The organism is Streptomyces sp. NPDC053367, from assembly GCF_044545925.1.
Classification (GTDB): Bacteria; Actinomycetota; Actinomycetes; order Streptomycetales; family Streptomycetaceae; genus Streptomyces.
The window spans coordinates 235,969-251,537 of the sequence record NZ_JBITYN010000011.1; the positions used below are offsets into that span (position 1 = coordinate 235,969).

Genomic DNA, 15,569 nt, shown 5'->3' on the forward strand with positions numbered 1-15,569 from the left:
TTGCATGCGGGGTCAGTTGACCGGCCAGAGGAAGACGGCACGGACCGCGTCGTCCGGGGCCTCACTCCAGTCGTCGGGGTTGGCCTCGGCGCGCCGCTGCTCCTCGGTGAGGTAGCGCTCGCCACTCCAGGTGGTCTCCGCCCAGTACATGGCGTCCTCCGCCTCTGCGAGCGGCGAGAAGCCGTTCCCTTCGGCATCCTTGGCGAGCACGACGATCGTGTCGTCGGGCAGGTGGCCGAGATTGGCGAGTGCGGCACGGAGGTCAGCGAGGCGCACGGCGGGTTCCTTTCGGTGGCGGTGGGTTGAGCGTAGGACGAGGGTCAAGCAGGCCGGTCAGTGTCCGGCTCGTCAATCGGCTTCCGGGCGAGGCGCTGCGCGGTACGACGGGCGCCGTCCTCGAAGCGGGCCCAGCCGTGGCGGCGGAGGCGAGCCTCGGCGAGGAGACGGCGGACCTCTTCGGGTGTGGGGTCGGGCATGTGGTCCTCCTAGGCGGCGAGCAGCATGCGGGCGGCGAGCTGGTGGTAGCAGCGCGAGCCCTTCAGCCCGGCGGGGCAGGAGCAGGCGGTGGGGGCGGTCTTATAGGTCTCGGTGCCGTCGGTGGAGACGGCGATGAAGACGATGCTGCGGAGGGGGATGATCGCGCCGTCTTCGATGAGCTCGCGGGCCGACTGGATCTGGTGGGGCTTGTAGTCGGTGAGCTCGACCTGGGCGTTGCGGATGTGGCGGGCGCAGGTGGGGCCGTAGCCGGCGGCCTGGCTCTTGGTGTTGGTGAGGGTGCGGCCGCAGCGGAGGCAGTGGGTGTGGGTGGTGTTCTGCATGGTGGCCTCCTGCTGCGGTGCGGTTTCTGTAATACGAGAATGCACCCGGAGCAGGAGGCTTGTCAACAGGCTTGCGCAGATGGATCCTAGTTTCTGTAATACGACACCCGAGGAGGAGCCATGGCCCGGCCCGCCACCGGCCAGACACCCGTCAAGACCTTCCGTCCGCCGCCCGCGCTCTGGAAGGACGTCGAGGAGATCGCCGCCGCCGAGGGCCGGAAGAACTCCGAGCTGATCATCGAAGCCCTACACGACCTGGTCCGGAAGAAGCACCGAGAGCGCCCGGCGAGCAGCGAGGAGACGACCACATGAGCGAACAGGTCGCCGTCGAACGGCACGAGCTGGACACTCTCCTCGCCGTCGCCCGGCTCTACATCGACGCGTTCGCCGAGGACGAGGCGATGAGCCTGACCGAGAAGCTCGCGTTCCAGGACGTCGAGGACGTGGTCGCGAAGTACGGCCCGCGCCCGGCGAGCAGCGAGGAGAAGACCGGATGAGCGAGGCAGCCACTTGGGTTACTCAGCAGCTGGCGGCTGCTGGGTTCACCGCTCTACCGAGCCTGCGCCCCGGCGAGTACTTCGAGACAACCGGCTTTGCTGTCGAAGCCAGCAGCGCACCGGGCGCGGCCCGCGTGACCGTGACGGCGCGGTTCACCGGGCAGGACGGGTACGAGCAGTGGGGCGAGGCGCAGGCGCTCGCGAACAAGCTGATGGATGCACTGGAGCCGCTGGGCGTGGGCTTCGAGGAGATCGAGGGCCGGGAACCGAACTGCACCTTCGACGCATACCCGCCCGCCGGCGCGGTCCCGGTGCGCCCGGACGAGGAGCCCACATGAGCCACGACCTCGCCGAGATCCTCGCCCGCGACCTCCAAGACGCCGACGCTGCGCGCGATGCCCTCCGGGAACGACTCGACCGCGCCAACCGCGCCCTGATCCAAGTCCTGTACGTGGCCGAGGTGATTGAGGCGGACGGTGTCGGGTGGGCGGCTGACTCCATCCGGAACGCCGTGCGCACAGCCGTCGAGCCACCCACGGCATGACGGAGGCCCCGCCCAACCCGGGCGGGGCCTCAACGCGTCTGCGGTCAGCCGATGCTGCCGTCGATCGTGCCGTTGTCGAAGTAGTCCAACCTGTCCTTGTCCTTCTCCGGCATGTCGTCGATCGCGTTCGACAGGATCAACGCCATGTAGTCATCCCGTTTCACGCCCTCACAGCCGGGAAGTGTGCCGCCCTCTTCGACCGGGTCGGCGTCGAAATCGTGGACGGCGATGGCCTTCCGGCAGTCGGCGACCTTGTCGTCATACGAGTCGGCGTTCAGCCAGACGACGGTGCCCGCGATGGCGATCGCGAGCACGACAGCGGACAGGATGATCCAGACGGTGCGGCGGCGCATGGTCCCCCCAGGGCTTGAGTGCTGGGGGCATGATGCGCGCGGGTGCGGGTGGTGTGGGCGGGTTGTGGCCGTTCCGTGACCGGAATCCACCCGAACCGGAAGCGCGGCCCTTCCGGTAACGGCACACTGACCACCATGGCGATCAGGTATGGCGTCCAAGCCGACAGCGAAGAAGAGTGCGCCGAGGGGCTGGCGCGTCTCGTCGACGCGGGCATGATCCCCATCATGCTGCCCAAGTACCTGTCAGACGGCCGGTGGATGGCCCGCGCCGTACCCCAAGGCCGCCCGCCCGTGCGGGAGCCGGCGGACCGGTAGGCGTGCGAAGCCCCGCCGGACGGGGGGTTCGGCGGGGCTGTTGCGGGGTCGCCATTTCAGTGTGGCAGCGCTGTCAACTCGGGTCGCGAGGGCGCCGGTACGGGTCCCCTCCCCGGTCCCCCGCGGGCCCTCTGCGCGCGCTGGAGGGGACGCCGCGCCAGGTGTGAGGGGACCTGTCAGGAGACCAGCCGACAGGGCGTGTGACCTGCGGTAATGCTGGTTCAGGGGACGGATACGGCTTGCGCCTCCCACACCTCCCCCGGCACCAGACGCCACGTCCCCGCGTCCGTCCTCTCCACCTCCGGCTTCAGCCCTTCGATCGCCTTGAGTACCTGCCGCTCCTCCAGCCCGGTCGCCTGCTCGACCTCCCGCCGCGTGGCGTTCCCGTACTTGGCCAGCGCGTTCCTCACCCGCTCCTGGTTGGAGTCGCCGGGCACGGGCAGGATCAGCCGTTTCCCCACCGGCGCCTTCGCCGTCTCCCGGCCGATCCGCACGATCTCTGCCTTGAAGTCCTCGCCGCGCAGCCACTGAACCCGCGACCGGAACGGCCGCGCGTGGTCCGGGGTGTTGACGAGGATCTCGCCCGGCCGGCTGAGGTCACCGGGGTTGTAGCCGGAGGATCGGCCGAACACGAACATTGCGTGATCACGGTCGTTCATGCGGGTGCTGATCCTGTTCGCGTAGTTGCCGCGCGCGTCGGTCTTCCCCCCGAACACCCCAGACGACGGCTGCTGCGTCGCCGAGATCATGTGAATGCCATACGCCCTGTTCAGGGCCAGGAACGACTCCACCTTGTCCGAGATCCGATCCCCCTTCTTCCTACCCTTGTCGCCCTGCCGGACCAACTCAGCGTGCTCGTCGACGATGACGTACACCGCAGGCCGGCCGTGCTTCTCGGGGATCCATTCCTGGTCGCCGTGATCGGCGAGGATCGCGCCGCGCTCGTCCAGTTCCTGCCGCATCCAGTCCATCAGGGCGTGCGCCTCCTCCGGGCTGGACGCAAGGTCTTGCAGGATCGGCAGCATCGGCGCGAGTTCGGGGCTGCCGGGTTTCATGTCCACGCCGTATAGGACGGTGTCGGGGCGCCCGGCGAGACGGATCGCAATCAGCCTGACCAGCGTGGACTTCCCGAACTTCGAGGAGCCTGCGATGAGCGTGTGGGCGTAAGCCATCTCGATCAGGACAGGCCGCCCGAACTCGTCACGGGCGATCTCCACCGGGTCCCTGAACGTCGCCCCGTACTCCGGGACATACGGGACCGCCGCCTCAAGCGGGTCGCCATCGACGTAGCTGACAACCAACTGGCTGGTCAGCGGCCCGTCGTCGAGGTGGAACGCCCCGTCCACGCGCATGGCGCCGGCAACCCGGGGCCAGCGGGTGCGCAGCGTGGCTCGATCGAGCGTGGGCGGGCAGTCCAGGACGGCCTTCCAGCCGACGTCGGTGGTCTCGACGAAGCATCCAGCGAGCTCAGCTTTCAACGCCTCCCACACGGCGGTGCGCAGCTGCTGCTCCTCGACAGTCCGCCCAGTCAGGTCAGGGCCCGCGGTGACGGGCTCAGGCGCGGTGAGCCTCTTGAGCTGCTGCTGCTTGATCTGCTGGCCGACCAGCGCCGTCTGGAGCTTCACTGCCTCCATGTCCAGCTTGATCTCGTCGTGTCGCGTGTGGTGCTTGTACACCAGCCGGGCAGCCACCGCCGCAGCCGAGGCAACCAGCCACGCGTACAGGGTTGGACCTATCCCGCCGACCGTGGTCACGCCAGCCTGGGTGAACAGGCCTGCGGCGGTAAGGCTGCTCCAGGACAGAGCGGGCGACCACTTCTTGGAGAAGGAGACGAGGGCGAGCTTGCCGGTGCCGAGGGCGGTGACGAACTCGATGGCGGCAGCGTTCGCCCCGTACTGCATCTCAGCGATCAGGGCGGCCCCGGTGACGATGCTGGGCGTAATGGTGCTGGTGGCGATGTCGGCGGCGGTGACCTTCACGGGCGGGCGCTCCGAAGACAAGGCGGCCCCCGCGGTGGGCGGGGGCCGGTGGCGGGTGGCTTACTTGGCCTGGCGGGCTTCGCGGAGGTAGCGCTTGGCCGTGGCGGGGCTGACGGCGAGTTCCTCGGCGACCTGGCCGGAGGTGAGACCGGGGTCCTGAGCCAGGAGCTCAGCGACCTGAGCCACAGCCTTGGCGCGCTGAGCCGCCTGCCCGGTCAGGTGCGCCGAGAAGCCGAACGCGTGGGCCTCGGGCGCAGACGGCAGAGTCCCGGGCTCATCCGTCGTGGCCTGCGCAGATGCGACGCTGAGCCCTCCTCCGGCCGCGCTGGGCTCGGGCGCGTGAGCGGTGGGCTCGACAAACTGAGCCGTGAGCTCAAGGGGCTGAGCCTCGGGCTCACCGAGGTAGGCGGCGAGCTCACCGCGGAGTTCGAACCACTCGGTGTTGCCGACGCGGTAGTCGTCGAAGCGGGCGTGGAGGGACTGCTCGTAGTCCTGGCCGCCGTGCTCGACCCGGACGACGTCGTCGGGACGCAGCGCGAGCCCGGCGATGCGGCGGCGGAGGTTGCGGGTGGTGCCGATCTTGACGCGGGTGCCGTTGCGGAGGAAGTACACGACGGGCGTGTGGGCCTGAGCGAGGAGGCCGTCGAGGTCGTCGATCTCCTGTCCGACCGGGCCGGCGGGCTCGGCGGGCGATTCCTTCCGCGCGGGGGCGGCCGGTGCGCTCACCTGCTCGACGGCCGGCTCAGCGACCGGCCGGCGGGCTTCGAGGGCGAGGCGCAGCTTCACGGTGCGGTCTTCGGTGATGCGGCGGTCCCACTCGGTGAGGGCGAGGGCCTGTTCGGTGCCGGTCTGCTGCTGCAGCGCGCGGAGGTATGCCTCGTACTTGGGGTCGAGCTGGATGCGGATGGTGTGCATGCCGATCGCCCAGACGCCTTTGGCGGCGGCGGAGACGAGGGCGCCGACGATGCCGACGATCCAGCCCCAGGATCCGGAGAGCGCGCCGTGGGTGATGATCGCGGCCATGGACACGGCGAGCATGCCGACGCCGACGTTGCGGGGCAGGGCGGCGCGGCGGCTGTCGTAGCGCAGCAGCCACTCGGCGATGAGGCAGGCGGCCCATCCGGCGTCGAACACTCCGGCGACGAGGTAGGCGGCCCAGGCGGGGGCGAGCAGGTCGAGCATGCTGCCGATGGCGACGGTGCCCCAGATGATGGCGCCGGCGGTCATGAGGGTGGCGGCGATGAACAGGGCGCGGCGGAGGGTGGCGTCGAGGTTGAACGGGAGGCGGGGCAGGGGCGTCGTGTCGGGGATCTCGTAGGAGACGTCGATGCCGTGCACGGTCTCGTTCACGGTCTTGGTGGGGCGGCGGAACGGGCGGGGCATGGCGGCGGCCTCCGAGGGGCGGCGGGTCAGTGGGTGATGATCCAGGCGACGGCGAGGATGCCGGTCGCGAGGCTGGCGAACATCGCAAAGGCGTAGAGCAGGCGTTCCATGACGGGTCCTCTCAGGTGCGGGCGGCGGTCGTGCGGGCTGGGGCGGGTCGGTGGGTGCGGATCTGGTGGGCGATGTATGTGGCGCCGGCGACGAGCGCTGCGGCCCCGGGGTTGGCGGCGGCGGCGTCTGCTGCGCCTTGGGCGATGGCGAGGAGGAGTCCGGTGCCGAGCTGTGCGAGATGGTTGGCGGCGTCGGGGTGCATGGCGGCGATGATGATCAGGCTGGTGATGAAGAGGTTGCGGAGCAGGTGGTCGGGGCGGCGTCGCATGGCGGGCTCCCTGGGCGGGTGGGGTGGGGCTGGCCGGTTCTCCTCACCGCCCGTGCGAGACGGGCGGATCGGGCAGCCGGTCAGCGGAAGCGCTTGGTCTTCTCGCCGTAGAAGCCGTTGCCGGGGGTGGTTGTGTGGCTCTTGTGGATACGGGCGTTGCCGTCCTTGGTGCGGACAGCGGGGTCCTGCGGTGTGGTCTCGTGGCCGCAGGCCTGGCAGGGCTTGCCGGTCTCGTTCTTCTTGAACAGGCTCATGGCGGGTCCTTTCAGTCGTCGGGGTCTTGGATGGATGCGGCGAGGATCCGCATGGCGGTCTGCTGCTGGTAGTCGCCGGAGTGCGCGACCAGTTCGTAGGCGGCGTGGTGGCTGCCCGTGTTGAGCCGGTTTGCGGCGTCGGTGATCTCGGCTTGGGTGGGCTGGTAGCCGCGGGGCTCGGGGGCGCGGTTGAAGAGGCGGCCCATCAGTGGCGGTCCCCTCGGTCTTGGGCGTCCATGACCTCGCGGACGTCTGCGGCTTGCGCGTAGTCGCGTTGGCAGGCGGCGACGGTGGCCGGCTCGGCGAGGATCTGGTTGGTGCGGGGTGCGCGGTCCTGGTCCGTCTGCTCGCTCATGCGTGGGCCTTCGGGCGGGGCAGGGCGCGGCAGACCTCGGCGTGGGCTTGGGCGCGACGCCGGACATACGACTCGGAGTTCGGGTATTCGTACTCGCCGCAGCCGGTGCAGCTGGAGGTGGTGTCGGAGAGGCCGCCGCGCAGGTCGACGGTGGCGCCGGCGAGGGTGAGGTAGCGGGCGATGACACCGTTGGGCCAGGGTGCGGCGAAGGGGCTGGGCTGTTGGGGGGTGGTGCTCGTAGACTGCGGCACGGCTTTTCTCCTGTTCACGGCAGGGGATGGGCTGGCCCGGACGAGAGGTGCGAACTCTCGTCCGGGCCGTTCTTGTTGGTGCTGTTCCACAGTGCACGATCTGCTTTACAACGTCAAGCAGATCAGGGAGGATGTTGTCGTGCCCAAAAACCCCGAACACGAGGGGAGCCCGCGCTTGATGACCGTCACCGAGATCGCGGCGGAGCACGGGGTCAGCCGTCAGACGATCCACACGTATCGGCGGACCGGCATCTTCCCTTCGCCTGTTGCGGGCGAGGGCAGTACGCGGCCTCGGTTCCGTGAGGACGAGGTGGCCGCGTTCTTTGAGGCGAACCCCAAGCAGCCGCGCAAGAAGCGCAGGCCCCAGCCCGAGCAGCAAGGAGAGACCGCGATGAGCGTGTACACCGTGACCCTGCGGGTCGAAGCCGACAGCGAGGTGACGCCGGAGCAGATCCGGCAGGAGATCTACGACGCGGGATCCGAGCTGCCGTTCGGCTTCGACATCACCGAGGTCAGCGAGGCGCAGGATGGTTGATCTGGTGCGGTGGTTGGGTGAGCAGCTCGACGCCGACGAGCAGACCGCGCGGGCGGTGAAGCCTGATCCGGGTCTGGCGCCGACAGACCCGGTCGAGTTCATTCTCGCGGGTCAGGACTTCTCATCGACTGCGACTGAGGCGGCCGAGCGCCACGTGCGGCGGTTCGCTGATCCGTCTCGGGTGATGCGCGAGATCGACGCCAAGCGGCAGGTGCTCGCCGACTTCGAGGAATCCCTCAAGCGGTCGAAGGAGTTCAGCCGGCGCGCCAAGTCTGGCGAGGAGACCGAGGTCCAGAAGCAGCAGCGCCACGAGGAGAACATCCGGCTGCTCGTACTGCTGAAGGTGGTTAAGCAGCTCGCGTCGGCGTACTCGGACCGTGAGGGCTACGCGGAGGCGCTCGCCTCCCTCGGTTGACCCCGGACGTGCGGAGCGCCCCTGTCGACCTGGACGACGGGGGCGCTCTGCTGTGTACCGGCTGGCGTGTCGGCAGCAGCTTGCGACCGCCAGCAGTCCTACGGTCCCACGCCCGTCAAGCCGTACCCCGCATGCGACCGGGCGTGGGCTGGTGCAGGCTGGCCTCATGCCTGTGGTGATCGTGTACCCGCCTGATGAGGACGGTGGCCGACGTGTCCGCATCGACGGGGAGATCCTCGGCCGGGCGTTCGGGTTGCGGGATGTGGCGGAGTTCCTGCGGCGCGCCGGCCTGGAGGGCGTGGAGGCGTCGGACGTGCCTGGGCTGGCGGGGATTGAGTGGCGGGGTGGCGGGCCCGGCGTGTGGGACCACTGAGCTACTCGGGCCGGTCCTTCTCCATTAGGGCTTCGAGGTCGTCGAGGATCTCCTCGTCGGACTTCTGCACGGGGTCGTCGGTGTCCGTGACCACGGCGATGATGCGCCGGCCGTCTGGGTATTCGCGGCTGATGGTGTGGTAGGCGTCGGGCATGTGACCCCCTTGGGTGGTGTGTAGGGGGTTCAGGCTGCGCCTGGGATGGTTTCAGGTCAATACGGCTGACATCTATCGGTGTGCGGGTTCCGGGCGTACCGTCCCAGACAGAGGGCGCCCTTCGGGGCGTTGGCCCGCCGGTCCTTTACCCCGAGGCTGGCGGGCCGCCCCACGCCCGGACACACGACCGCCTCGTCCCGTGTCGAGGTCGGGGCGAGGCGGATGGTGTGGCCGGGGGCTGCAACCCCGCGGCCGTCCCTGCGGTTGGAGCCGTAGCGGGAGCCACGCTCAGGATGCCACGGCCGTCAAGCCGGACCGGGCTTCCACGTCGTCAACGTCGGCTCGTCGTTCCAGAATGGGCAGGGCTCCTCGTCGTGGCGTCCCTCATCTCGCGCCTCTTGGCACGTCTCCAGACGCTTCCGACCGGAGGCGAAGACGGGCCCGTGCCAGCGTTCGTGTGGGTTGCGGGCGACAATCCAGTCGGGGCCGACGGCTTCGATGCGGACGCAGTCGTAGTGGTCGCGGCCGAAGGCGCCGGAAGCGTGGCCGTGGACGATGTCGCCGATGGCGAGGGGGCGGCGGCCGGGGCAGTCGTGCTCTCCGACGATGTACACCTGGCGGCAGGTGCTGCACGTGGTCACGGCGTCGCCTTCCAGTTGGGGCCGCGCAGGGCGGGCGGGACGGTGGACGCTGGCCGGGCGGACGGCCCGATGCGGTAGGCGCGCGGCTCCGGGCGTTCGGGCATCGGCGGCGGTACCGGCTGGTCGAGGGTAGCGAGGATCTCCTCCGTGAGGCCGTGCGCGTAGCCGAGGTCGAGGAGTTCCGGGCATTCGTTGAGGTTGTCGGTCCACGACAAGTCGCAGTCGCCGTAGGTGCGGCAGCCCTTGCATGCGGGTTCGAAGTGGACGTCGGGGTCGAGGCAGTGCCGGGCGAGGATCTTCCGGTCGGCGGCGCAGCGCCGCAGCACCGACGCCGGATCGTTGAGCGCGATGTGCGCGGCCTCCTCCGGTGACGGGGTGCTCTCGTCGTACACGACTGGCTGCACGCCCTCGTCGTACACGTAACCGTTGGGGTACGAGGTGTCGTGGTGCCAGCGGCCTTCGCCTGTACCGCGTGCAGCTTCCGCGACGCGCTGCGTCTTGTCGATCTGCTGGGTGATCCAGCCGTGCAGGTCAGGCACCGGGGGCCTCCTCCGTCAGCGGCTCGTGGTTGCAAGCGCCAGGGTTCCCGTACCGCTCCTGCCACCGCACCTTGATTTCCTCGACCTCGGCGTCAGTGAGGCGGTGGTCGAAGGTGAGGATGCCGGGCTGCCGCCAGTCCTCCACCAGTTGGACGACGAGCGCTGCATGGTCGGGGTCGTAGCCGGTGATCTGGTACAGCACCTGCTCGGCGATGTTGATCAGATCCTTGCCTGCCATGGTTGCACCCCACTTGGCGTCGGCGAGGAGTCCTACCGCGATGCGGGCGCGGCGTGGGGCTTCCAGGACGATGAGGCCGTGGCCGCGCTTGCGGGTGATGGTGATCTCGCCGATGCCGGGGCAGTTGTGGCTGTCGTAGTCGCGGATGGTGGGCTCGTAGCAGGTGGCGCAGACGCTCATCGGGTGGGCTCCTGGTGCTGGTAGTGGACGCTGGTGCCGCATCCGCAGGGCGTGCCGTAGGTGCAGGTGCAGATGATGCGGCCGTCGGCGCCGGTGAGCGGGGTCGGGCCGTCGAGGGCTTCCCGGATGCGGTGGGCGGTTTCGTCCAGGTTGGCGGTCCAGGGTGCGCCGGCTGCGATGACGTCGGCGAGGGCGCGGACGCGGGCGATGGCGGCCTCGGCGCGCTCTGCCCGCTGTACGGCGCAGGCGCGTGCGGCTTCGGACTTGTTGGACGTGTCGTGCGCGATGGCGAGGAGTTCCTCGGCTTGGTCGGCGCGGAGTCGTTGGTCGAGCCACTGCTGTGCGGTGGGTGAGGCGTCGCCGCGTCCGCATTCGGGGCAGTAGCCGCGGGCGACCTCCCGTAGGGCGGCGAGGTCGTTGTACAGCTGGTCGAGCTCGGCGTCGGTGATCGTGGAGGCGGTCTTGCGGTGGGTCACTGGTGTGCTCCTGCTGCTTGGCGTGCGGTGTCGCGGAGGCCGGCGACCAGCTCCTCGATGTGGTCGAGGGGGATGTGGACGCGGATGGTGTCGCCGTGGGCGTTCCAGGTGGTGAGGCTGACGGCGGCGGTTTCTGCGACCCAGCCGGGTTCGGTCTCGATGCGGTGGCCGTCGGGGTCGGTGTAGTGGTATGTCACTGCTGCTCGCCTCCGTTGATCGCTCGGGCCACGGCGATGGCGTGGGGCGCCACGCACTCCTGCCAGCCCGGGTGGGTGTTGGCGGCCAGGGCTGTGGCCGTGCTCTCCAGCCAGGCGGCGAGGGCGCTGCCGACGCTGGGGTGCATGGTCGCGATGTAGTCGGCGTTCGCCGTGTCGCATTCGGCGCGCTGCTCGCTGGCCTGCGGCTCCCACGTGGCAATGGCGTAGGTCCACTCGGTGATGGCGACCGAGGTGGGGTCGGCACTGAGGAGTTCGTACTGCTGCTCGTGCCACTCGGTGCGCCATGGGCCGGGCTCGATGCCGTCGGCGGTGGTGAGGGTGCGCAGCTTGTCGGCTGCGGCGCGGAGTTCGTCGGCGGGGGTCATGGGGTTCTCCTGTCGGCGGGGCGCTCAGCGCCCGTGTGCGGGGCTGGCGCGGGGTTCGATGCGGCTCGGGAGCCGCGAGCGGGGTTGAGGCGGGGAGGCGGCCATCCAGTGCCGCGCGTGGGCCTGTTGCGGGCGGACCGCCTCCCGGCACTCGTCAGGTGGCGATGGCCTCAGTCGCGAACTCGATGACGATCTCCTCGTCCCGGACGTGGAAGCGGAGCGCGTCGTCGTGCAGCGGCCGGTCGTCGGGGATCTCGAAGTGGTCCCGGTACGCGCGTTCGGCGACCGCCCACGCCTTGCCGATCTCGCCGGCTGCTGCGCCCCAAGGCTCGGCGGCGGGGACGATCCAGCGGTGGACGGTGCGGGTGATCGTCTCGGAGGTGAACTCAGCCACGGTGCTGCTCCTCGTCGGTGTCGGCTGCCGCGGGCTGCTCCGCCACGACAGCGGTGCACGGGCAGTCCGGGTCGGGGTTGCCGCCCGCCACGGCGAAGCATGTGATCAGGTGGCCAGTCGTCTGCTCGTACTCGTCGGGCTGCCGCGTCTCGGTGGCGGGCTGCTCCGCTACGACAGCGGGCGCGTCGATGCCGAGGATGTGCACCGGGTCCATCGGCGGGAGCTTCGGCCGGTCCGGGTTCATCAGGCAGGTGCTGGGGTCGACGCCCTCGCAGTTGCCGCACCGGTGCGTCTCGGTGGCGGGCTGCTCCTCGTCGGCCATACGGCGCGCGCTGTCGCGGAGGGCGTCGGCAGCGTCCGAGCGGGCGTCGCAGGATGTGCATGGCTTGGCTTGCCCGCAGCCCTCGTTCATTGCCTCCACGATGTCGGCGGCGCGCAGCAGGGAGGCCCGGTCGGTGAGCGGGAGCACGGCCAGCACCGCGTCGGCGATGTTCCGCGGGTCGTCGACAACGAGGCGCGGCGAGACTCCCTCGATGTTGCAGCGGTCCCAGATGGCGTCGGCGAACCGGTCCCGCAGCGCGTCCCGGTCCGGGGTGTGGTCGGCGGGCGGCAGCACCGGGACAGCGACAACGGGGCGCAGCGCCTTTCCGACAGCCGCGTACAGCGGACCCCAGTGGGCTTCGTCGGTGTCGGTGCGCTGGACCGCCCGGTTCACGGCGGACATGACGGCGGCGAACGCGGGATCGCAGCGGTGGCACCAGCCGTGGTACGCGCAGTGCTGTGTCGTCCGGCACGGGGGCGGGGTGTGGTCGGTCATGGTGCTCCTGTCGATGCGTAGGCTGGGCGCGGGCCGGCCGCACTGCCCGCGGCCGGCCTGCTTGCGGGCGGGGCTCCGGTCAGGACGAGGCAGCGGCAGGGCGGAGCCGTCGGCAGACCCGGTCCGCTTCCCAGACCACGACCAGGTGCCGCGCGCCGAGGAACTTCGTCGTGGCACCAGCCGCTCCCCACGCCAGGGAGCGCCCGTCGCGGTCCCAGAAGCGTGCTGCGGGCTCCTCGATTCCGCCGAGCCAGTCCGAGGGTGTTGCCTGACAGATGCAGGTCCGCAGTTCCTCGGCTCCCTCGGGGCTGCGGTACAAGGCGGGCAAGACGTTCGAGAGAACCCAATCGGCTGCTTCCACGGGCATGCCGTCCGCGTTCATCGTCCGGTCTCCTCGCTGGCGGCCGGCACCACAACACCAGCGGCGCGGCGGTGGGGCGGGTCGCAGTCCTGTGCGCCCGCGAGACGGGCCGTGGGGCACGGGTACGGGACGAGGCCGTCGCCGCCCGCGGTGAGGGCGTCAGCGTCGATGCAGACGGGGCAGGGGCCCATCGGCGAGTCCTTGTGGAGGTGCCGGATCTCGGTGAGCGCGGCGCGGAGGCGGCGGATCTCGGCGACCAGCGCGGGCACGTCGGTCCGGGCGTGGATCACGAACCGCCAGTCGTCGTCGGAGAAGTCGCCGAGTTCATCCCGGCGCTCGCCCTCGGCGTAGATCGCGCTGACGTAGGTGCCGTGGTGGCAGTAGCCGTCGGAGCAGTCGCACTGCTCCAGCTCCAACGTCCAGGGTCCGGGTGTGGCGGCGTTGGCGCGGGCTTCGATCTGGTCGAGGTCGGGCTGGTCAGTGGGGTTGGTCATCGGGTGTCTCCCGTCTGGGTGGGGCGGTGGGCGGGTGTGCCGCTGCCGGGGCAGGGGTGGGCGTGGGGTCCGTGGCGGCGGATGCGTCCGGCTTGGGTGACGAGGGGGTGGGCGGGGCAGGCGGGGCAGGGGGCGCGGTGTTTGTAGGTGGGGTTGCGGGGGACGTGGAGGCCCCAGCCGCTGCCTGCGAGGTATTCGGCTGCGCGTTCGGCTGCGCCTCGGGGGGACTGTCGTTCGGCGGGTGTGGTGAGCCGGTAGTCGTCGAGGGCGGCGGCGATGACGGCGATGGCCGCGTCGGGGATGGCGGTCACGGCTGCTCCTGGTTGGCGAGTTCGAGGAGCACGTCGGCGTGGCAGGGCTGGTCGAGGGGGCACCAGCACATGAGGTCCCGGCCTCGGAGTTCGGCGCGCGCTGCCTGGGCGAGGGAGGGCCGCTGGTCGAGCCAGTGGCGGTACATGGCCACGGCCTGCTCGCGGGTGGCGTCTTGGACGAGGTGCCAGGTGATCGTCTTGTCGGGGTGGACGAAGGCGTGGCGCTGGCCGGAGGTCTTGCCGAGGCGGCCTTCGTGCTCCCACTCGGTGCCGTCGAGGGCGGGCATGCGTACCTGTCGGCAGGGGTTGCCCCAGCGGGTGCCGCGGCCGACGTAGACGGCGCCTTCGGGCGCGCGCCAGCCTTTGGTGCGGCGGCGTTGGATGCGGGTGGGTCGGGCGTCTGCTCGTGTGTGCGGGGTGCTGCTCATGGGTTGGCTCCGGTGTGCGTGTTGGCGGCGGGGATCAGGCGGCGGGGGCGAGCGCGAAGGCGTGCATGCTGTGGCCGTTGGGCAGGGTGATCTCCCACGGCCCGGCGAAAAGGCCGTAGGCGGCCCAGTCGCAGCCGCGGCCTTCGTACTTGCCGTTCGGCTTGTCCAGGGCACCGAGGGTGCGGCCGATGCATTCGCGGCCGACGATGTCGGAGGCGATGACGGGCTTGTCGGTGCGCAGGTTCGTGCGCGGGTGTTCCGCGAGGGCCTGGCTGAAGTCCTCACCGTTGGCGACGTCGCCGCAGGACGGGCAGACGAACGCCCACTTGAGGGGGTTCTTGCCGAAGCGTTCGGTGGCCTCGGTGATCAGTTCGGCTTGCGTGAGCTTGCGGTGGTCGGTGATGGCCATGTCGGGTTCCTGTTCTGGTGTTGTGTGATGCGTGCGTCGTGGCTGGGGATGGGGAGGCGCCGGCCGCGGGGCTAGGCGGCGATGGCGGGCGCGTGGCCGGTCGTGCGGCGTTCGGCTTCGGCGACGAGGGCGAGGAGCGCGGCGCGGGCGGCGCTGTTGTTGAGAGGCTGGTGGCCGCCGACTGTGGGCGGGTCGTACTCGGGTGGGATGTAGCCGGTCCAGTGCTCGGGGAGGGTGTGGCGGAGCGGGGGTTCGGTGAGTTTGGCGGCGAGGTCGGGGTGGCGGAGGACGAGGGCGCGGCGGCGGGCGTTCTCGGTGGCGCCTTGGGCGCGTGCGTGTTTGAGGAGCGCGGTGAGTTCGCCTTGGCGGCGCAGAGCACGGACGTCGTCTTCGTTGAGGTTCATGCGGCGGCCTGTCGGCGCCGGTCTTCTCCGCGGAGGACGACGCGGTCGGACATGCCGACGAGTCGGGAGGCGACGCGTTCGCCGACGCGTTCGGTGAGCTCTTTCGGGAGGACGTTGGACGTGATGATCGTGGGGAGTCGGTTCTCGTAGCGGTGGTTGACGAGCCGGAAGTTGATCTCTTCGGTCCATTCGGACGGCTTGGCCGCGCCGAGGTCGTCGATCATCAGGAGTTGGGCGTGGGCGTACTTGCGGAACTCGGTCTCGCTGTCGACGCCGTGGCGGGGGCGGAGCGCGGCGTACATGTCGGCGGCGCTGGTTGTGGCCCATGAGGTGAAGACGTCGGCGGCTGCGAGGTAGCGGAGGACGCCGTAGGCCTGGTGGGTTTTGCCGACGCCGGTGGAGCCGAGGAGCAGCAGGGAGCGGTGGCGTGGGGTGCTCTTGCTGTTGAGGTTCTGGTTGGCGTCGAGGTAGCTGTCGGCCCAGGCCTTGACTTCGGGGAGGGTGGGGAGGGCGGTGCGGTAGATGAAGGGGATGCCGGCGTCGGCGGTGAGGATGCCGCGGCGGGCGTGGTAGCCGGGTTCGCCGACCCAGGTGGCGGGGTCGCTGTTGATGAGGTCGGGGTCGAGGTTGTGGGCTTCGAGGATGGGCTGCCAGTGGGTGAGGTCGATGGGCTTTTCGTTCATGGGGTG

Annotated in this window: 35 protein-coding genes; 8 read left to right on the plus strand and 27 right to left on the minus strand. The window is 70.2% G+C overall.

Features of this window, described 5'->3' with window-relative positions; genetic code table 11:
- Nucleotides 1-12: 12 nt before the first annotated feature.
- Genes ACIGXJ_RS29535 through ACIGXJ_RS29545 form a run of 3 tightly spaced genes read right to left on the minus strand, consistent with a single transcriptional unit; the run spans nt 13 to nt 818 of the window.
- A complete protein-coding gene (locus ACIGXJ_RS29535) occupies nt 13-276 on the minus strand; it encodes a hypothetical protein (RefSeq protein ID WP_399651606.1) in 264 nt (87 codons plus the stop codon).
- A gap of 44 nt (nt 277-320) precedes the next feature.
- The gene (locus ACIGXJ_RS29540; protein ID WP_399651608.1) at nt 321-476 is read right to left on the minus strand and encodes a hypothetical protein; all 156 of its coding nucleotides are present in this window, start codon (nt 474-476) and stop codon (nt 321-323) included.
- Between the two features lie 9 nt (nt 477-485).
- The gene (locus tag ACIGXJ_RS29545) at nt 486-818 is read right to left on the minus strand and encodes a DUF6011 domain-containing protein (protein WP_399651610.1); all 333 of its coding nucleotides are present in this window, start codon (nt 816-818) and stop codon (nt 486-488) included.
- A 120-nt stretch (nt 819-938) separates the two neighbouring features.
- Between ACIGXJ_RS29545 and ACIGXJ_RS29550 the strand changes: the two genes are divergently transcribed.
- Genes ACIGXJ_RS29550 through ACIGXJ_RS29565 form a run of 4 tightly spaced genes read left to right on the plus strand, consistent with a single transcriptional unit; the run spans nt 939 to nt 1,859 of the window.
- Nucleotides 939-1,130: a hypothetical protein gene (locus ACIGXJ_RS29550; RefSeq protein ID WP_399651613.1), complete on the plus strand. Its 192-nt coding sequence runs from the start codon at nt 939-941 to the stop codon at nt 1,128-1,130.
- On the plus strand, nt 1,127-1,315 hold the full coding sequence (locus tag ACIGXJ_RS29555) for a hypothetical protein (RefSeq protein ID WP_399651616.1): 189 nt from the start codon (nt 1,127-1,129) through the stop codon (nt 1,313-1,315). The genes ACIGXJ_RS29550 and ACIGXJ_RS29555 overlap by 4 nt, the downstream gene beginning before the upstream one ends.
- The gene (locus ACIGXJ_RS29560; protein WP_399651618.1) at nt 1,312-1,653 is read left to right on the plus strand and encodes a hypothetical protein; all 342 of its coding nucleotides are present in this window, start codon (nt 1,312-1,314) and stop codon (nt 1,651-1,653) included. Before ACIGXJ_RS29555 ends, ACIGXJ_RS29560 begins: the two co-directional genes overlap by 4 nt.
- Entirely contained in the window at nt 1,650-1,859 is a 210-nt protein-coding gene (locus ACIGXJ_RS29565) for a hypothetical protein (RefSeq protein ID WP_399651621.1), read from the plus strand. Before ACIGXJ_RS29560 ends, ACIGXJ_RS29565 begins: the two co-directional genes overlap by 4 nt.
- 44 nt (nt 1,860-1,903) lie before the next feature.
- Here the strand turns inward: ACIGXJ_RS29565 and ACIGXJ_RS29570 are convergent, their stop codons facing one another.
- On the minus strand, nt 1,904-2,212 hold the full coding sequence (locus ACIGXJ_RS29570) for a hypothetical protein (protein ID WP_399651623.1): 309 nt from the start codon (nt 2,210-2,212) through the stop codon (nt 1,904-1,906).
- A 135-nt stretch (nt 2,213-2,347) separates the two neighbouring features.
- On the opposite strand from ACIGXJ_RS29570, the gene ACIGXJ_RS29575 reads away from it, so the two are divergent.
- The gene (locus tag ACIGXJ_RS29575; RefSeq protein WP_399651626.1) at nt 2,348-2,527 is read left to right on the plus strand and encodes a hypothetical protein; all 180 of its coding nucleotides are present in this window, start codon (nt 2,348-2,350) and stop codon (nt 2,525-2,527) included.
- A 221-nt stretch (nt 2,528-2,748) separates the two neighbouring features.
- On the opposite strand, the gene ACIGXJ_RS29580 is transcribed toward ACIGXJ_RS29575, so the two are convergent.
- The 7 genes from ACIGXJ_RS29580 to ACIGXJ_RS29610 all read right to left on the minus strand — a co-directional run bounded on the left by ACIGXJ_RS29580 (nt 2,749) and on the right by ACIGXJ_RS29610 (nt 7,128).
- Nucleotides 2,749-4,506 carry an FtsK/SpoIIIE domain-containing protein gene (locus tag ACIGXJ_RS29580; protein ID WP_399651628.1) on the minus strand — a complete coding sequence of 586 codons (1,758 nt, stop codon included), beginning with the start codon at nt 4,504-4,506 and terminating at the stop codon, nt 2,749-2,751.
- A 60-nt stretch (nt 4,507-4,566) separates the two neighbouring features.
- Nucleotides 4,567-5,889, minus strand: coding sequence for a GIY-YIG nuclease family protein (locus ACIGXJ_RS29585; protein ID WP_399651631.1), 1,323 nt, complete (start codon nt 5,887-5,889; stop codon nt 4,567-4,569).
- Nucleotides 5,890-6,010: 121 nt separating this feature from the next.
- Nucleotides 6,011-6,268 carry a hypothetical protein gene (locus tag ACIGXJ_RS29590; protein WP_399651634.1) on the minus strand — a complete coding sequence of 86 codons (258 nt, stop codon included), beginning with the start codon at nt 6,266-6,268 and terminating at the stop codon, nt 6,011-6,013.
- A gap of 80 nt (nt 6,269-6,348) precedes the next feature.
- A complete protein-coding gene (locus ACIGXJ_RS29595) occupies nt 6,349-6,522 on the minus strand; it encodes a hypothetical protein (protein WP_399651636.1) in 174 nt (57 codons plus the stop codon).
- An 11-nt stretch (nt 6,523-6,533) separates the two neighbouring features.
- A complete protein-coding gene (locus ACIGXJ_RS29600; protein ID WP_399651639.1) occupies nt 6,534-6,728 on the minus strand; it encodes a hypothetical protein in 195 nt (64 codons plus the stop codon).
- Entirely contained in the window at nt 6,728-6,877 is a 150-nt protein-coding gene (locus tag ACIGXJ_RS29605; protein WP_399651641.1) for a hypothetical protein, read from the minus strand. The genes ACIGXJ_RS29600 and ACIGXJ_RS29605 overlap by 1 nt, the downstream gene beginning before the upstream one ends.
- Complete coding sequence (locus tag ACIGXJ_RS29610) at nt 6,874-7,128, minus strand: hypothetical protein (protein WP_399651643.1); 255 nt, start codon at nt 7,126-7,128, stop codon at nt 6,874-6,876. Before ACIGXJ_RS29610 ends, ACIGXJ_RS29605 begins: the two co-directional genes overlap by 4 nt.
- Nucleotides 7,129-7,219: 91 nt before the next feature.
- Between ACIGXJ_RS29610 and ACIGXJ_RS29615 the strand changes: the two genes are divergently transcribed.
- The 3 genes from ACIGXJ_RS29615 (at nt 7,220) to ACIGXJ_RS29625 (ending at nt 8,451) form a co-directional block, all read left to right on the plus strand.
- Nucleotides 7,220-7,663, plus strand: a complete 444-nt coding sequence (locus tag ACIGXJ_RS29615; RefSeq protein WP_399651645.1) for a helix-turn-helix transcriptional regulator — start codon at nt 7,220-7,222, stop codon at nt 7,661-7,663.
- The gene (locus tag ACIGXJ_RS29620; RefSeq protein WP_399651647.1) at nt 7,656-8,078 is read left to right on the plus strand and encodes a DUF6221 family protein; all 423 of its coding nucleotides are present in this window, start codon (nt 7,656-7,658) and stop codon (nt 8,076-8,078) included. The genes ACIGXJ_RS29615 and ACIGXJ_RS29620 overlap by 8 nt, the downstream gene beginning before the upstream one ends.
- Nucleotides 8,079-8,244: 166 nt before the next feature.
- Nucleotides 8,245-8,451: a hypothetical protein gene (locus ACIGXJ_RS29625; RefSeq protein WP_399651650.1), complete on the plus strand. Its 207-nt coding sequence runs from the start codon at nt 8,245-8,247 to the stop codon at nt 8,449-8,451.
- 1 nt (nt 8,452) lies between these two features.
- Here the strand turns inward: ACIGXJ_RS29625 and ACIGXJ_RS29630 are convergent, their stop codons facing one another.
- From ACIGXJ_RS29630 to ACIGXJ_RS29705, 16 genes are all read right to left on the minus strand, one after another.
- The gene (locus ACIGXJ_RS29630) at nt 8,453-8,605 is read right to left on the minus strand and encodes a hypothetical protein (protein ID WP_399651653.1); all 153 of its coding nucleotides are present in this window, start codon (nt 8,603-8,605) and stop codon (nt 8,453-8,455) included.
- A 305-nt stretch (nt 8,606-8,910) separates the two neighbouring features.
- Nucleotides 8,911-9,246, minus strand: a complete 336-nt coding sequence (locus tag ACIGXJ_RS29635) for a hypothetical protein (RefSeq protein WP_399651655.1) — start codon at nt 9,244-9,246, stop codon at nt 8,911-8,913.
- On the minus strand, nt 9,243-9,785 hold the full coding sequence (locus ACIGXJ_RS29640; RefSeq protein WP_399651657.1) for a DUF6221 family protein: 543 nt from the start codon (nt 9,783-9,785) through the stop codon (nt 9,243-9,245). The genes ACIGXJ_RS29635 and ACIGXJ_RS29640 overlap by 4 nt, the downstream gene beginning before the upstream one ends.
- Nucleotides 9,778-10,203: a hypothetical protein gene (locus ACIGXJ_RS29645; RefSeq protein ID WP_399651660.1), complete on the minus strand. Its 426-nt coding sequence runs from the start codon at nt 10,201-10,203 to the stop codon at nt 9,778-9,780. Before ACIGXJ_RS29645 ends, ACIGXJ_RS29640 begins: the two co-directional genes overlap by 8 nt.
- Entirely contained in the window at nt 10,200-10,679 is a 480-nt protein-coding gene (locus ACIGXJ_RS29650) for a hypothetical protein (protein WP_399651662.1), read from the minus strand. Before ACIGXJ_RS29650 ends, ACIGXJ_RS29645 begins: the two co-directional genes overlap by 4 nt.
- Nucleotides 10,676-10,876, minus strand: a complete 201-nt coding sequence (locus ACIGXJ_RS29655) for a hypothetical protein (protein ID WP_399651664.1) — start codon at nt 10,874-10,876, stop codon at nt 10,676-10,678. The genes ACIGXJ_RS29650 and ACIGXJ_RS29655 overlap by 4 nt, the downstream gene beginning before the upstream one ends.
- Entirely contained in the window at nt 10,873-11,262 is a 390-nt protein-coding gene (locus tag ACIGXJ_RS29660) for a hypothetical protein (protein ID WP_399651666.1), read from the minus strand. Before ACIGXJ_RS29660 ends, ACIGXJ_RS29655 begins: the two co-directional genes overlap by 4 nt.
- Nucleotides 11,263-11,416: 154 nt before the next feature.
- Nucleotides 11,417-11,656: a hypothetical protein gene (locus ACIGXJ_RS29665; RefSeq protein WP_399651669.1), complete on the minus strand. Its 240-nt coding sequence runs from the start codon at nt 11,654-11,656 to the stop codon at nt 11,417-11,419.
- On the minus strand, nt 11,649-12,473 hold the full coding sequence (locus tag ACIGXJ_RS29670) for a hypothetical protein (protein ID WP_399651671.1): 825 nt from the start codon (nt 12,471-12,473) through the stop codon (nt 11,649-11,651). Before ACIGXJ_RS29670 ends, ACIGXJ_RS29665 begins: the two co-directional genes overlap by 8 nt.
- Nucleotides 12,474-12,552: 79 nt before the next feature.
- Nucleotides 12,553-12,855, minus strand: a complete 303-nt coding sequence (locus ACIGXJ_RS29675; protein WP_399651673.1) for a hypothetical protein — start codon at nt 12,853-12,855, stop codon at nt 12,553-12,555.
- Nucleotides 12,852-13,328 (minus strand): hypothetical protein, encoded by a 477-nt coding sequence (locus ACIGXJ_RS29680; protein ID WP_399651676.1) that lies wholly within the window; start codon nt 13,326-13,328, stop codon nt 12,852-12,854. The genes ACIGXJ_RS29675 and ACIGXJ_RS29680 overlap by 4 nt, the downstream gene beginning before the upstream one ends.
- The gene (locus tag ACIGXJ_RS29685) at nt 13,325-13,639 is read right to left on the minus strand and encodes a hypothetical protein (protein ID WP_399651678.1); all 315 of its coding nucleotides are present in this window, start codon (nt 13,637-13,639) and stop codon (nt 13,325-13,327) included. Before ACIGXJ_RS29685 ends, ACIGXJ_RS29680 begins: the two co-directional genes overlap by 4 nt.
- Nucleotides 13,636-14,067, minus strand: coding sequence for a DUF4326 domain-containing protein (locus ACIGXJ_RS29690; protein WP_399651681.1), 432 nt, complete (start codon nt 14,065-14,067; stop codon nt 13,636-13,638). Before ACIGXJ_RS29690 ends, ACIGXJ_RS29685 begins: the two co-directional genes overlap by 4 nt.
- A gap of 34 nt (nt 14,068-14,101) precedes the next feature.
- The gene (locus ACIGXJ_RS29695; protein WP_399651683.1) at nt 14,102-14,476 is read right to left on the minus strand and encodes a VVA0879 family protein; all 375 of its coding nucleotides are present in this window, start codon (nt 14,474-14,476) and stop codon (nt 14,102-14,104) included.
- Nucleotides 14,477-14,547: 71 nt separating this feature from the next.
- On the minus strand, nt 14,548-14,880 hold the full coding sequence (locus ACIGXJ_RS29700) for a hypothetical protein (protein WP_399651686.1): 333 nt from the start codon (nt 14,878-14,880) through the stop codon (nt 14,548-14,550).
- On the minus strand, nt 14,877-15,563 hold the full coding sequence (locus ACIGXJ_RS29705; RefSeq protein ID WP_399651689.1) for an ATP-binding protein: 687 nt from the start codon (nt 15,561-15,563) through the stop codon (nt 14,877-14,879). The genes ACIGXJ_RS29700 and ACIGXJ_RS29705 overlap by 4 nt, the downstream gene beginning before the upstream one ends.
- Between the last annotated feature and the right edge of the window lie 6 nt (nt 15,564-15,569).

Bases quoted from the DNA above. Each gene is read 5' to 3' on its own strand.
- ACIGXJ_RS29540 (WP_399651608.1), bottom strand. From the start codon at position 476: ATGCCCGACCCCACACCCGAAGAGGTCCGCCGTCTCCTCGCCGAGGCT.
- ACIGXJ_RS29545 (WP_399651610.1), bottom strand. From the start codon at position 818: ATGCAGAACACCACCCACACCCACTGCCTCCGCTGCGGCCGCACCCTC.
- ACIGXJ_RS29550 (WP_399651613.1), top strand. From the start codon at position 939: ATGGCCCGGCCCGCCACCGGCCAGACACCCGTCAAGACCTTCCGTCCG.
- ACIGXJ_RS29555 (WP_399651616.1), top strand. From the start codon at position 1,127: ATGAGCGAACAGGTCGCCGTCGAACGGCACGAGCTGGACACTCTCCTC.
- ACIGXJ_RS29560 (WP_399651618.1), top strand. From the start codon at position 1,312: ATGAGCGAGGCAGCCACTTGGGTTACTCAGCAGCTGGCGGCTGCTGGG.
- ACIGXJ_RS29565 (WP_399651621.1), top strand. From the start codon at position 1,650: ATGAGCCACGACCTCGCCGAGATCCTCGCCCGCGACCTCCAAGACGCC.
- ACIGXJ_RS29570 (WP_399651623.1), bottom strand. From the start codon at position 2,212: ATGCGCCGCCGCACCGTCTGGATCATCCTGTCCGCTGTCGTGCTCGCG.
- ACIGXJ_RS29575 (WP_399651626.1), top strand. From the start codon at position 2,348: ATGGCGATCAGGTATGGCGTCCAAGCCGACAGCGAAGAAGAGTGCGCC.
- ACIGXJ_RS29585 (WP_399651631.1), bottom strand. From the start codon at position 5,889: ATGCCCCGCCCGTTCCGCCGCCCCACCAAGACCGTGAACGAGACCGTG.
- ACIGXJ_RS29590 (WP_399651634.1), bottom strand. From the start codon at position 6,268: ATGCGACGCCGCCCCGACCACCTGCTCCGCAACCTCTTCATCACCAGC.
- ACIGXJ_RS29595 (WP_399651636.1), bottom strand. From the start codon at position 6,522: ATGAGCCTGTTCAAGAAGAACGAGACCGGCAAGCCCTGCCAGGCCTGC.
- ACIGXJ_RS29600 (WP_399651639.1), bottom strand. From the start codon at position 6,728: ATGGGCCGCCTCTTCAACCGCGCCCCCGAGCCCCGCGGCTACCAGCCC.
- ACIGXJ_RS29605 (WP_399651641.1), bottom strand. From the start codon at position 6,877: ATGAGCGAGCAGACGGACCAGGACCGCGCACCCCGCACCAACCAGATC.
- ACIGXJ_RS29620 (WP_399651647.1), top strand. From the start codon at position 7,656: ATGGTTGATCTGGTGCGGTGGTTGGGTGAGCAGCTCGACGCCGACGAG.
- ACIGXJ_RS29625 (WP_399651650.1), top strand. From the start codon at position 8,245: ATGCCTGTGGTGATCGTGTACCCGCCTGATGAGGACGGTGGCCGACGT.
- ACIGXJ_RS29630 (WP_399651653.1), bottom strand. From the start codon at position 8,605: ATGCCCGACGCCTACCACACCATCAGCCGCGAATACCCAGACGGCCGG.
- ACIGXJ_RS29645 (WP_399651660.1), bottom strand. From the start codon at position 10,203: ATGAGCGTCTGCGCCACCTGCTACGAGCCCACCATCCGCGACTACGAC.
- ACIGXJ_RS29660 (WP_399651666.1), bottom strand. From the start codon at position 11,262: ATGACCCCCGCCGACGAACTCCGCGCCGCAGCCGACAAGCTGCGCACC.
- ACIGXJ_RS29670 (WP_399651671.1), bottom strand. From the start codon at position 12,473: ATGACCGACCACACCCCGCCCCCGTGCCGGACGACACAGCACTGCGCG.
- ACIGXJ_RS29675 (WP_399651673.1), bottom strand. From the start codon at position 12,855: ATGAACGCGGACGGCATGCCCGTGGAAGCAGCCGATTGGGTTCTCTCG.
- ACIGXJ_RS29680 (WP_399651676.1), bottom strand. From the start codon at position 13,328: ATGACCAACCCCACTGACCAGCCCGACCTCGACCAGATCGAAGCCCGC.
- ACIGXJ_RS29690 (WP_399651681.1), bottom strand. From the start codon at position 14,067: ATGAGCAGCACCCCGCACACACGAGCAGACGCCCGACCCACCCGCATC.
- ACIGXJ_RS29695 (WP_399651683.1), bottom strand. From the start codon at position 14,476: ATGGCCATCACCGACCACCGCAAGCTCACGCAAGCCGAACTGATCACC.
- ACIGXJ_RS29700 (WP_399651686.1), bottom strand. From the start codon at position 14,880: ATGAACCTCAACGAAGACGACGTCCGTGCTCTGCGCCGCCAAGGCGAA.
- ACIGXJ_RS29705 (WP_399651689.1), bottom strand. From the start codon at position 15,563: ATGAACGAAAAGCCCATCGACCTCACCCACTGGCAGCCCATCCTCGAA.